The organism is Streptococcus australis (assembly GCF_047463015.1).
Taxonomy (GTDB): Bacteria; Bacillota; Bacilli; order Lactobacillales; family Streptococcaceae; genus Streptococcus; species Streptococcus australis_F.
Genome location: NZ_JASHER010000012.1, coordinates 37,565 through 50,118, shown reverse-complemented (window position 1 = coordinate 50,118; position 12,554 = coordinate 37,565). Strand labels below are relative to the sequence as shown.

General features: G+C 40.6%; 13 protein-coding genes. 4 read left to right on the top strand and 9 right to left on the bottom strand.

The genetic code is table 11. The features are described from left to right. Nucleotides 1-6: 6 nt before the first annotated feature. Nucleotides 7-87, top strand: coding sequence for an IS3 family transposase (locus tag QM873_RS09555; protein ID WP_414279120.1), 81 nt, complete (start codon nt 7-9; stop codon nt 85-87). Between the two features lie 66 nt (nt 88-153). On the opposite strand, the gene rpsD is transcribed toward QM873_RS09555, so the two are convergent. From rpsD to apf, 9 genes are all read right to left on the bottom strand, one after another. Further along, complete coding sequence (gene rpsD / locus QM873_RS09550; RefSeq protein WP_003009175.1) at nt 154-765, bottom strand: 30S ribosomal protein S4; 612 nt, start codon at nt 763-765, stop codon at nt 154-156. A 589-nt stretch (nt 766-1,354) separates the two neighbouring features. Next, nucleotides 1,355-1,627: a Veg family protein gene (locus QM873_RS09545; RefSeq protein WP_048715069.1), complete on the bottom strand. Its 273-nt coding sequence runs from the start codon at nt 1,625-1,627 to the stop codon at nt 1,355-1,357. Nucleotides 1,628-1,630: 3 nt separating this feature from the next. Then, nucleotides 1,631-2,986 carry a replicative DNA helicase gene (gene dnaB / locus QM873_RS09540; protein WP_061564521.1) on the bottom strand — a complete coding sequence of 452 codons (1,356 nt, stop codon included), beginning with the start codon at nt 2,984-2,986 and terminating at the stop codon, nt 1,631-1,633. 24 nt (nt 2,987-3,010) lie between these two features. Next, nucleotides 3,011-3,463 (bottom strand): 50S ribosomal protein L9, encoded by a 453-nt coding sequence (rplI, locus tag QM873_RS09535; RefSeq protein WP_048715073.1) that lies wholly within the window; start codon nt 3,461-3,463, stop codon nt 3,011-3,013. Continuing rightward, entirely contained in the window at nt 3,460-5,436 is a 1,977-nt protein-coding gene (locus tag QM873_RS09530) for a GGDEF domain-containing protein (protein WP_462217797.1), read from the bottom strand. Before QM873_RS09530 ends, rplI begins: the two co-directional genes overlap by 4 nt. 213 nt (nt 5,437-5,649) lie before the next feature. Continuing rightward, on the bottom strand, nt 5,650-7,563 hold the full coding sequence (mnmG, locus tag QM873_RS09525) for a tRNA uridine-5-carboxymethylaminomethyl(34) synthesis enzyme MnmG (protein ID WP_414279201.1): 1,914 nt from the start codon (nt 7,561-7,563) through the stop codon (nt 5,650-5,652). Then, complete coding sequence (locus QM873_RS09520) at nt 7,553-8,026, bottom strand: NUDIX hydrolase (protein WP_414279200.1); 474 nt, start codon at nt 8,024-8,026, stop codon at nt 7,553-7,555. Before QM873_RS09520 ends, mnmG begins: the two co-directional genes overlap by 11 nt. 137 nt (nt 8,027-8,163) lie before the next feature. Then, entirely contained in the window at nt 8,164-9,285 is a 1,122-nt protein-coding gene (gene mnmA / locus QM873_RS09515; RefSeq protein ID WP_414279199.1) for a tRNA 2-thiouridine(34) synthase MnmA, read from the bottom strand. Nucleotides 9,286-9,487: 202 nt separating this feature from the next. Next, nucleotides 9,488-10,030: an aggregation-promoting factor gene (gene apf / locus QM873_RS09510; protein ID WP_414279198.1), complete on the bottom strand. Its 543-nt coding sequence runs from the start codon at nt 10,028-10,030 to the stop codon at nt 9,488-9,490. Nucleotides 10,031-10,260: 230 nt separating this feature from the next. Between apf and sdaAB the strand changes: the two genes are divergently transcribed. From sdaAB to QM873_RS09495, 3 genes are read left to right on the top strand one after another with little or no spacing between them, the layout of a single operon-like run. Further along, nucleotides 10,261-10,932 carry an L-serine ammonia-lyase, iron-sulfur-dependent subunit beta gene (gene sdaAB, locus QM873_RS09505; protein ID WP_023024775.1) on the top strand — a complete coding sequence of 224 codons (672 nt, stop codon included), beginning with the start codon at nt 10,261-10,263 and terminating at the stop codon, nt 10,930-10,932. A gap of 9 nt (nt 10,933-10,941) precedes the next feature. Further along, nucleotides 10,942-11,814, top strand: coding sequence for an L-serine ammonia-lyase, iron-sulfur-dependent, subunit alpha (gene sdaAA / locus QM873_RS09500; protein WP_414279197.1), 873 nt, complete (start codon nt 10,942-10,944; stop codon nt 11,812-11,814). Nucleotides 11,815-11,817: 3 nt separating this feature from the next. Continuing rightward, a complete protein-coding gene (locus QM873_RS09495) occupies nt 11,818-12,444 on the top strand; it encodes an HAD hydrolase-like protein (RefSeq protein ID WP_006595348.1) in 627 nt (208 codons plus the stop codon). The last annotated feature ends 110 nt before the right edge of the window (nt 12,445-12,554 follow it).

The following is a 12,554-nucleotide window of genomic DNA, read 5'->3' as shown; positions in this document are numbered from 1 at the left end:
AATTACATCATATTTTATAATGAAACTAGAATTCAACAGAGATTAAATGACCAGTCTCCTGTAGAGTACAGAAAACTGGTCGCATAAGAGGTTTTTTCTCTTGTCCCATTATTGGGGTGCAGTGCCAGGCTTTCTGCAAGTTTTTTCTTAAAATTAAAGCATTTTGTTGTAGAATTCAACGACAAGTGCTTCGTTGATTTCTGGGTTGATTTCATCGCGTTCTGGCAAGCGAGTCAATGAACCTTCCAATTTTTCAGCATCGAATGATACGAATGCTGGACGTCCAAGAGTTGCTTCAACAGCTTCAAGGATAGCTGGAACTTTAGCTGATTTTTCACGAACTGAGATCACTTGACCTGGAGTTACGCGGTATGAAGGGATATCAACGCGTTTTCCGTCAACAAGGATGTGACCGTGGTTAACGAATTGACGAGCTTGACGACGAGTAGTCGCAAGTCCAAGACGGTAAACAACGTTATCCAAACGACGTTCCAAAAGAAGCATAAAGTTGAAACCGACAGTTCCTTCTTTGATCTTAGTAGCTTGTACGAACAAGTTACGGAATTGTTTTTCACCAAGTCCGTAAGAGAAACGAAGTTTTTGTTTTTCAGCTAATTGCAAACCGTATTCTGACAATTTTGAACGGTTGTTTGGTCCGTGTTGACCTGGTACGTAGTTACGACGTGCCAATTCTTTACCTGTACCTGTAAGTGACAAGCCAAGACGGCGAGATTGTTTCCAAGATGGTCCTGTATAACGTGACATTTGAAATGTCCTCCTATAAAAATAATTTTTTGTAGGAAATAACGTTTTAGACAAACCTGATTCGTTCAGAAAGCCTTCGCCCAAACAGCAAAGGTTACTTTTCTAGCTGGCTTCCTGTTGACGAGCTTCATTTTGTCCTGCTGTCATTTCGCACAAATTCTATTATACCACCAATACCAGTCCTTGTAAAGTTGCTTTCTCATTTTTTTGATTTCTTTCTATAAATGAAAAGCAAAATGAGGTTTTCTAGCTAAGGACTTTCTAAATCACACATTTTTAACGCGGATAGCCATGTATTTTCATCCCTATCCAATATTTTTATCTTGTTTACAGGAATCTTTACACCTTTTTTACAACTTGTCAATCATGATTGTTTCAATACCCTCCTAAGTCCCTTTAATGTAGCAGGATGAAGAATATAGATGAGACGACTCTTCAAAAGATCCCCTGTCTAATATTGACAGATTTGATTATGAAATTGACATCTTTGTCAATCAATTTACACAACTAGTGTCTATGATATGTTCAGACCATCAAAAAACCATCTCCAAGAAGAGACGGTTGGAAGTTGTAGCTTACCCTAGCTACATTAGTCTAAGTAATGAATCAAATTTTTCTCAGTTAAAATATCTGAGTAAGTATACGATTCAACATAGGTTGCTGCTGGTTCACCAGGTAAACTGTTTTCATTAGTGTATTCAATAATAAACAAAGAAGGATAGACTTCAATTAATCGACCAAACTTATTTTTTTGACGTTTACGACCATTTTCCAAGGTCATTTCCACAATTTGGCCTTCATGAGCCTTGATTTCTTCTTTGATTTTTTTCATTTTTGCTACATCAGTAAATGCATCACTCATCCATTATTCCTCTACTCTCTTTGATATGCTGGAGAATTTATTATATTCCTTTTGGAAGATTAACTCCACTGTCCCACGCGCTCCCGAACGGTTTTTTTCAATGATGACTTCAACCTTGTTATTCGGCAAGCCTTCTTCTTCCTCACCTGCACGTTCATAATAGTCATCACGGTATAGAAAGGCAACAATATCTGCATCCTGCTCGATGGATCCTGATTCACGGATATCTGATAGAACCGGACGCTTATCTTGTCGTTGTTCAACTCCCCGAGATAGCTGACTAAGGGCAATTACGGGAACCTTTAATTCTTTCGCCAAAATTTTTAATTGACGAGAGATTTCTGAGACTTCCTGTTGCCGGTTTTCACGTCCTGTCCCTGTAATCAACTGTAAGTAGTCGATAAGGATCAAGCCAAGATTACCTGTTTCTTGTGCTAACTTTCTAGAACGAGACCGAATTTCTGTAATCCGAATACCAGGAGTATCATCTATATAAATGCTGGCATTGGCTAGATTTCCTTGGGCAATGGCATATTTCCGCCACTCATCATCTGTCAACTGACCGGTACGAATAGAATGAGACTCAATCAAGCCCTCTGCTGCCAACATCCGGTCCACCAAACTTTCAGCCCCCATTTCCAACGAGAAAATAGCAACTGTTTTATCCAACTTGGTTCCGATATTCTGGGCAATGTTTAGAGCAAAGGCAGTCTTACCGACCGCTGGACGAGCTGCAAGAATAATCAACTCTTCTTCATGAAGACCTGTTGTCATATGATCAAGATCTCGATAACCTGTTGCAATCCCCGTAATATCCGTTGTCTGCAATGAGCGAGTTTCAAGACTTCCAAAGTTGATATTTAGGATATCCTTGATATTCTTGAAACCACTTCGATTGGCATTTTCACTAACATCAATCAGGGCTTTTTCTGCGCCTGCAATAATCTCATCCGACGGACTCGCTCCATCATATGCTTGATTAATGCTCTCCGTTAAACGGGCAATCAAGCGTCTTAGAACCGCTTTTTCGGAAACAATCTTTGCGTAATATTCCGCATTGGCTGAGGTCGGAACAGAGTTGATAACTTCAGCTAGATAAGAGAGACCACCGATATTTTGCAAGTCCCCTTGGCTATCTAAAATATTGCGAACGGTCGTCGCATCAATAGCATCTCCCCTATCTGCAAGGTCAATCATCGCCTTAAAAATTAACCGATGGGCATATTTAAAGAAATCTGCTGGCTCAATAAACTCACGAACAAAAACCAGTTTTCCCTCATCAATAAAGATGGCTCCTAAGACAGATTGCTCTGCTTGGATATCTTGAGGCTGGGTTCTTAATTCTTCTATTTCAGCCATAGTCATTCCTTTCTAACGATTTACTTAACCTTCGTTTACCCGAATTTGGATAATACCTGTAATATCCTGATAAATTTTAACAGGCACATCAATCAAGCCGACAGAGCGAATTGGAGAAGCCACTTGAATGTGACGCTTGTCGATTTTGATCCCAAATTGTTTTTGTAGTTCTTCTGCAATTTTTTTATTGGTAATAGAACCAAATGTACGTCCATCAGGGCCAATTTTTTCTGTAAATTGGACAACGGTCGTTTCTTCTGCTAATTTCGCTTGAATATTTTTCGCTTCTGCAACTAGTTCCGCATGGGCTTTTTCTTCAGATTTTTGCTTACCGCGAAGTTCCCCAATCGCTTGGGCGTTAGCTTCTTTGGCTAAATTCTTTTTGATCAAAAAGTTTTGAGCATAACCTGTTGGGACTTCTTTAATTTCCCCTTTTTTTCCTTTTCCTTTTACATCTGCTAAAAAGATAACTTTCATTCTTCTTCCTCCTTATCCTTTTGGACCTCTTCTTGAATACAGTCAATCAATTGGGTACGAACTTGATCGATGGTTACATCTTCCAATTGAGAAGCCGCCGAATTAAAGTGGCCTCCGCCTCCCATTTGCTCCATAATTTTTTGCACGTTGACTTTGCTTCTGCTTCGAGCTGAAATGGAAATGCTTCCTTGTTCATTCAGAGCAATGACAAAGGTTGCCTCAATTTTAGACATGGCCAACATACTATCGGCTGCTTTACTAATGGTAACCGTTCCATAAGGAACATCTGCTGCGCCTGTTGCCACAATAATATGTGGGAAAACCAATTGACCATTTAGGATCAATTCATTAACTTCACGGTACTCATCGAAGTTAATAGCTGAAATTTCCTGAATGAGGACACTATCACTACCTCGGCTTCGTAAATAACTAGCTACATCAAATGTACGGCTCGTTACGCGAACAGAGAAATTCTTGGTATCCAACATAATTCCAGCCATCAAAACACTGGCTTGAATCTTATTCAAGCGGTTCTTCTTAGAATTCTGGAACTGAAGCAATTCCGTAACCAACTCACTGGCACTACTTGCGCCACTTTCAATATAAGTGATCATGGCATTTTCAGGGAAATCTTCATCCCGTCTATGGTGGTCAATGACAATGACTTGGTGAAACTTCTCATACAAATCATTTGAAAGCGTGAGAGCTGTCTTCGAATGGTCTACCATAATCAAAAGGGATTGATCGGTTACCATCCGTAGAGCATCTGAAACCGTTACGAGTTTAGTCGCTCCATCTGATTGAATTTTTTCAACCGCTCGTTTGATATCCTGAGCCATAGACCTATCATCATAAACTGCATAAGAGCGTTCGTTGATATTGTTTGCAAATAATTGCATCCCAATCGATGCCCCCAAAGCATCCATGTCTAATTTTTTGTGGCCAACAACAAATACCTGATCAACCGATTTAATTTTTTCGGAAATAGCTGTCATCATCGCACGAGTTCGCGTACGAGTGCGCTTGATAGAAGAAGCTGTCCCCCCTCCAAAGAAAATAGGATCCTTACCTTCTTCTCTTTCTTTCACAACTGCTTGGTCGCCCCCTCGGACTTCAGCTAAGTTTAGATTCGATAAAGCAACCCTACCGATTTCATCATGATTGCCATCTCCGTATGAGAATCCCATACTTACCGTAATGGGTAATTCACGATTTTTTGCTTCCTCACGGAATTGGTCTATAATAGAAAATTTGGATTCGATTAATTGTTCAAGAACGGTATAGTCGGTAAAAAGATAAAAGCGATCCATCCCGACTCTTCGGTAAAACATATGGTATTTTTCCGAGAATTCTTCAACAAAGTTTGCAATAAAACCATTGATACTACTGATATCTGAATCAGACACAACATCTTCTAAATCATCATAGTTGTCTACGGACATAATCCCGATGACCGGCCTAGTCGTTACAAGACCAACGTTGGCCTCATACTCACTAGATGCATCAAAAAAATAAACGACACTGGCCTGGGAATCTAGATAAACAGAATATTTCTTATCACCAATGGTTGCATAATGGCCTTTCCCTTCAAAAGGGATTGCCAACACTTGTTGCAGGTATTCGACATCGAATTGCCCATCCTCAGTAGAGAAAATCAACTCCGCATAAGGATTGAACCACTCAACTTCATTGGTTTCACCGTTCACCTTGATTACACCAACTGGCATTTTATCCAGTAACGATGCCAACCCATTTTCAGCCTGATGATTGACATATTGAATTTGTTCTAGCTCATCCAATTCTACTTGCTTTAATTGATGAAGAAAGAGACAGATGACACCGGAAAGAATCAACAGAATCACAAATAAATTTGCAATTGTGCTACCCAATAATCTGGAACTGATGGCTAATATAATAAATGCTAACAAACCTACCATACAATAATGGATAGGAGTCATACGAAATTTTTTCATCATAAACCTCTGTTGGGCCATTATACCATAAAACATAAGAAAAAGCGAGGCCAGTCAAGCCTTTCCACCAAAGAAAAAGCTGACAGGAATCAAGGTCCAGTCACTCATTTGTCAAACGGTGTAAAGTATATTTACACTATTGTAAATATACAGTAAAACGAGAAAAGAAGTAGCTATTTGGCTACCTCTTCCACATATTTACATCCTAATTAGTTAGGATTCCTTTTCTTGATTCTTAGAAATGCTCCGACTCTTGCCTTCAAGATACACCATCAAGATAGAAATGTCAGCTGGGTTAACACCTGAAATCCGGCTAGCTTGACCAATCGTTTCTGGATTAATCAATTTGAATTTTTGACGAGCTTCTGTTGCGATGGAGTCAATATCATCCCAGTCAATATTGGCAGGAATTCGTTTTTCTTCCATCCGCTTCATTTTTTCAACCTGATCTAAAGCTTTTGAGATATAACCCTCGTACTTAATTTCAGTTTCAATCAGCTCGATAATCTTATCATCTAATTCTTCAGCAGCTGGTCCGATAAAGTTGACAACATCTTGATACGATACTTCTGGTCTTCTCAAGAATTCTTTGGCTGTGACAGCATCTGTCAATGGTTTAAAACCTAGCGCTACCACCTTCTCGTTCGTTTCCTTTACAGGTTTTAGCTTGATACTGTCAAGGCGCTTCATTTCATTTTCAAACTGATACTTCTTGGTTTTAAAACGTGCCCAACGTTCGTCATCAACCAAACCAACCTCGCGTCCAATTTCTGTTAAGCGCATATCTGCATTATCATGTCGAAGAATCAAACGATATTCAGCACGACTAGTTAACAGACGATAAGGCTCAACTGTCCCTTTGGTCACCAAGTCATCAATCATGACTCCGATATAGCCATCACTTCGTTTCAAGATGAGCTCTGGTTTTCCTTGGATTTTCAGCGCAGCATTGATCCCTGCAATAATCCCTTGACCAGCGGCCTCCTCATAACCAGACGTTCCGTTGGTTTGTCCTGCGGTAAAGAGACCTGAAATTTTCTTGGTTTCCAAAGTTGCGCGCAATTGATGTGGAAGGACCATATCATACTCAATCGCATAACCCGTTCTCATCATCTCAGCATTTTCCAATCCCTTAATAGAATGGACAAGATCTCTTTGCACATCTTCTGGTAAACTGGTTGACAAGCCTTGGACATAGACTTCTTCTGTATTACGTCCTTCTGGCTCAAGGAATAGCTGGTGGCGTTCCTTATCCGCAAAGCGAACAATCTTATCTTCAATAGATGGACAATAGCGAGGTCCAACTCCCTTTACAACACCTGTAAACATTGGAGCTCGGTGTAAATTGCTGTTGATGATTTCGTGGCTTTGACTATTGGTATAGGTTAACCAACAAGGGATTTGATCCTTTAAATAATCCTCGTCACGCGAATTGTAAGAAAAGTGATTTGGATTTTCATCACCTGGTTGAATTTCCGTTTCTTCATAATTGATTGACGATGCCTTTACACGTGGTGGCGTACCTGTTTTGAACCGTCCAATTTCTAGTCCAAGATTCTTGAGATTTTCAGCCAAATTGATAGAAGCAAGGCTATGGTTAGGGCCTGATGAATACTTGAGATCCCCAATGATGATTTCTCCACGTAAAGCCGTTCCAGTCGTGACAATGACAGCCTTGGCCCCATATTCTTGGTGGGTCGCAGTTCGAACACCAATAACCTTCCCATCTTCTACCAAAATTTCATCAATCATGGTTTGGCGAAGGGTCAAGTTTTCTTGATTCTCAACTGTCTTACGCATTTCCTTAGAATAGAGCTCTTTATCTGCTTGAGCACGAAGCGCACGAACAGCTGGTCCCTTTCCTGTATTCAACATCTTCATCTGAATATAGGATTTGTCAATATTCTTGGCCATCTCTCCACCGAGAGCATCTACCTCACGGACCACAATCCCTTTTGCAGAACCACCAATCGAAGGATTACATGGCAAAAACGCCAACATTTCGATATTGATGGTTGCAAGTAAAACTTTACAACCCATTCGGCTCGCAGCAAGGGAGGCTTCTACTCCTGCATGTCCCGCTCCGATTACAATGATATCGTATTCTTCTATAAAATTATAAGTCATTTTTTCTCCTATTCTTTAAGATGATGTGTCGTAATTGTCCGTCCCATTCTGGTAGGGCTGATTTTAAAAAGGCTGGTTTCAGGTCAACAGTGTGTAAATCATCTAAAGCAATCCAACGGCAAGGTAATTGCTTTGTATCTTCCTGCATGACCAAAGGTGCATCTTCCAGTAAGTCCACCAAATAATGAAATTCAATGTTATGGTAGTGGATTCCAGCTTGTTCAAAGTGATTTTCAACCACGAAAGCTAACGGACCTGCTGTAGATGTAACACCAAGTTCCTCTTTGACTTCCCGAACTACAGCATCTTCTGTAGTTTCATTGACTTGAATAGCACCTCCGATTGTATAACAGCCGTCCTCATCTTCTATGACGAACAAGCGATTATCTTTTACAATCAAAGCAGTCGCTCTCACACCAAAAACAGTAGAACCTATTTTCGTCCGAAAATCCTGTTGCCTCATTTTACTTCCTTTCGAAATCACACAAAAATAGTCAAAACTCTGAGAAGTGCAGGACAAAAAAGCCTGCAACATCCATGAGCTTTGACCATCACTTCTATTGCTTTTATTATTGTAGCAAATTGAGAAAATTTGTCAATTTAAATATACTGACAAACTTTACCATCTCGATAAGCATCGTCAATTAGTCCACCACCTAGACACTCTTCACCATCGTAAAAGACAACAGCCTGACCTGGTGTAATAGCTCGTTGAGGTTCTGCAAAAGTTACCTCAGCCTTGTCACCTTTGACATGAACCGTCACCTTGGAATCTGGCTGGCGATAACGGAACTTGGCTGTACACTCCAATGTAAACTCTTCTGGCATCTCTCGTGTAAAGTGAACTTGACTAGCTTGTAAACTTGTTGACATCAGTGCTTCATGATAGAATCCTTGACCGACATACAGAATATTTTGACTCAGATCTTTACCAACGACAAACCAAGGAGCATTGTCCCCACCTTGTTGGCCACCGATTCCAAGTCCACCCCGCTGACCGATCGTATAATACATCAAACCGGCATGCTCACCCATATCCCGTCCATCTACGGTCATCATTCGGCCCGGTTGGGCAGGGAGGTAGTTCCCTAGAAACTCTTTGAAATTCTTTTCTCCAATAAAGCAGATCCCAGTGGAATCTTTCTTTTTAGCTGTTGCCAATCCAGCCTCTTCAGCCAACCGGCGAACCTCAGGTTTTTCCAAATGTCCCAACGGGAACATGGTTTTTTGAAGTTGTTCTTGTGACAACTGGCTAAGGAAATAAGTTTGATCCTTCCCATTGTCAACACCGCGTAGCATATGAACAATGCCATCCTCATCACGCGCCACACGCGCATAGTGACCCGTGGCTACATAATCGGCACCGAGTGTCATGGCATAATCTAAGAAGGCCTTAAATTTGATTTCTTTATTACACATGACATCCGGATTTGGTGTGCGGCCTGCACGGTATTCTGCAAGGAAGTATTCAAAGACGCGATCCCAGTATTCTTTCTCAAAGTTGACAGAATAGTAAGGAATGCCAATTTGGTCTGCAACTGCTGCTACATCCTTGTAGTCTTCGGTAGCTGTACAGACACCATTTTCGTCTGTGTCGTCCCAGTTTTTCATGAAGATGCCAATGACATCGTAACCCTGTTGCTTTAATAACAAAGCCGTTACAGATGAATCGACACCGCCACTCATTCCAACAACAACACGTGTGTTCGAGTTATCACTCATAGGTTTCTCCCATCTTTTCGTTTCTCACGATTGAAGGTCGTGGTTTGCTTCAACGATTGAAGGTCGTTTTGAGCATTATCAATTGTAACACGCTTTATAGTAGAAAACAAGCATCTTGCTATTCTTCTTGTTGGCTATTGCGCCTATGTTTACAAGTCTGTAAATCAAAAAAGAGTCCAATTACTGAACTCTTTCATCTCCTTTAATACCAGCCATTGGTCAACCAGAAGTTTTTAGCTGCAGACCATGATCCATAGCGGTTAACGACATATTGATTGGCTACTTTCTCCTGATTTTCAGGTGATAAATCTCCATTTAAATACGTGATTGTTAACTGATATCGACCATAATATTGGCCATTTTGTGCTGTATAACTGCCGCTTGATTCTTTCTGAGCAATCCATTCTTTAGCCGCTGCATCCTCTGCACTCAAGCCATTTGATGCAGAACCCGTCGTTGTTGCTTGTGTAGTGTCAACTTTACTAGTGGTAGCTTGCTCTGCAGTATTAGTTGCTTCCTTCTCATCTTCAATCTCAAGAACTTGTCCAACTGTAATGAGATTTACATTGCTAATCTTATTTTTCTTAGCAATTTCATCAACAGTTGTGTTCTTTTCCTTAGCGATAGCAGATAAGGTATCCCCTGACTTTACAGTGTAAGATGCTGCACTGGCGAGGACAGGAATAAACATTCCTGATAATAAGCTAAGTTCGATAACACGTTTTACAAAGATTTTTTTATTCATGGTTTTACACTCCTTTTCTGTATGCTCTCTATCTTACAGAAGAAATGTTTCGGAAATTTTATGAAATCACGTCAAATGTTTCAACAATGTGTTAGCGAGAATAAATAACACCTCAAATAAAATGGTTTTAAGTATCTTTTAAGTTTAAAACAAAATTTCCCTCTCAAATAGGAGAAAACAAGACCTAGATTTGTTATAATGAAAGAAAAGAAACCCTAAGGAGCAGACTGATGAATTCGCTTAAATTCCAATCCGTATTTGATATTATTGGACCAGTTATGATTGGACCTTCTAGTAGCCATACTGCTGGAGCCGTTCGTATTGGAAAAATTGTCTCTTCTATTTTTGGAGAGGATCCGACAGAAGTTGAATTTCAGTTGTTTAATTCCTTTGCCAAAACCTATCGCGGTCACGGAACAGATTTGGCCCTTGTAGCTGGTATTTTAGGCATGGACACAGATGATCCAAGAATTCCCAATAGTCTTGAAATTGCACATGAAAGAGGAATTCGAATCGTTTGGTCTATTCAAAAGGAGAGTAATGCTCCTCATCCAAATACGACGACCATCACGGTAAAAAATGAGCATAAAACTATCTCCGTCACCGGAATTTCTATTGGTGGGGGGAATATTCAGGTAACTGAGTTAAATGGCTTCGCAATTTCACTGAACATGAACACCCCAACTATTATTATCGTTCACCAAGACGTTCCTGGGATGATTGCCCATGTTACAGAAGCCCTTTCCCGCTATGATATCAATATCGCCCAAATGAACGTAACCCGCGAAAAAGCTGGTGAAAAGGCTATTATGATCATTGAAGTAGATTCTCGAAATTGTGACGAAGCGATTGAATTAATCCGTCAAATTCCCCATTTACACAATGTGAATTTCTTTCAATAAGGAGACCCCATGTTTTATTCAATTACAGAACTAGTTGAGCAAGCGACCCTCCACTATGAAGGAAATGTCGCAGAATTAATGATTGCTACCGAGTTTGAACTAACTGGCCGTGAGCGAGAAGAAGTTCTGACTCTTATGACACGTAATCTTGAGGTGATGAAAGAATCTGTCCACTTAGGCCTCAATGATCAGCTTTCTCGAAGTGGCTTGACAGGAGGAGATGCTGCAAAACTAGATCGCTATATTCAATCTGGAAAAGCCCTCTCTGACTATACTGTCCTAACTGCAGCCAAAAATGCTATCGCTGTCAACGAACACAATGCAAAAATGGGCTTGGTCTGTGCTACTCCAACAGCCGGATCGGCCGGTTGTTTACCCGCTGTTCTCACTTCAGCGATTGAGAAACTCCATTTAGATGAACACCAACAATTGGAATTCTTATTAGCGGCTGGAGCCTTTGGTCTGGTTATTGCCAACAATGCATCGATTTCTGGAGCCGAGGGAGGTTGTCAAGCAGAGGTTGGGTCAGCATCTGCTATGAGCGCAGCAGCTTTAACGCTAGCAGCGGGAGGAAGTCCCTACCAAGCTAGCCAAGCTATTTGTTTCGTCATTAAAAATATGCTAGGCCTGATTTGTGATCCTGTTGCAGGACTAGTTGAGGTTCCTTGTGTCAAACGAAATGCTATGGGTGCAAGCTATGCCTATATTGCAGCGGATATGGCTCTAGCAGGAATTGAATCCAAAATCCCTGTCGATGAGGTCATTGACGCCATGTATCAAGTTGGATCTAGCCTACCAACTGCCTTTAGAGAAACGGCTGAAGGTGGTCTAGCAGCAACTCCAACTGGGAAACGCCTACAGCAAGAAATATTTGGAGACTAACCTATGAAGTACATATTTTTCGACTTGGATGGGACTTTAGTCGATAGTTCCGAAGGAATTGAAACCACCTTTCTACACACTTTCAAGCTGCTAGGAGTTCCTGCTCCTGATAAAGAGACTATTCGAACCTTTATGGGCCCTCCACTCGAAGTTACATTTACAAACCATCTTCCAAAAGAACTGGTCACAAAAGCTGTAGAAATCTATCGCACCTATTACAAAGAAACTGGCCAACAACAAACCTATCTCTACCCAGGTATCAAAGAACTCCTTCAACAATTGAAGGAATTGGGTTATCACTTATTCATCACCACCTCTAAGAATCAGGAAGTGAGTCTCGAAATAGCCCATTCACTAGGAATTAGTGATTGCTTTGAAGGGATTTATGGTTCTACCCCAGGATCTATGCACAAATCTGATATCATTCAGCGTGTACTAGTGGATCATCAAATTCCAAAAGAGGAGGCTTGCATCGTTGGGGATACTAAATTTGATATCATTGGGGGAAAAACCATTGGTATTCACACAATTGCAGTCAGTTGGGGATTTGCACCTCTAGAGCAATTAAAAGAGGAAACTCCCGATACCATCGTAGATTCTCCTCTAGCTTTACTGACTCATTTAAGTTAATAAAAGAGGTTTACAAATTTGTAAACCTCTTTTATGTATGAAATCACGCATGAGTAAGAATATCCATGGTTCAGCAAGGTTGACTGACACAGTCATTTTTCTTTACATCA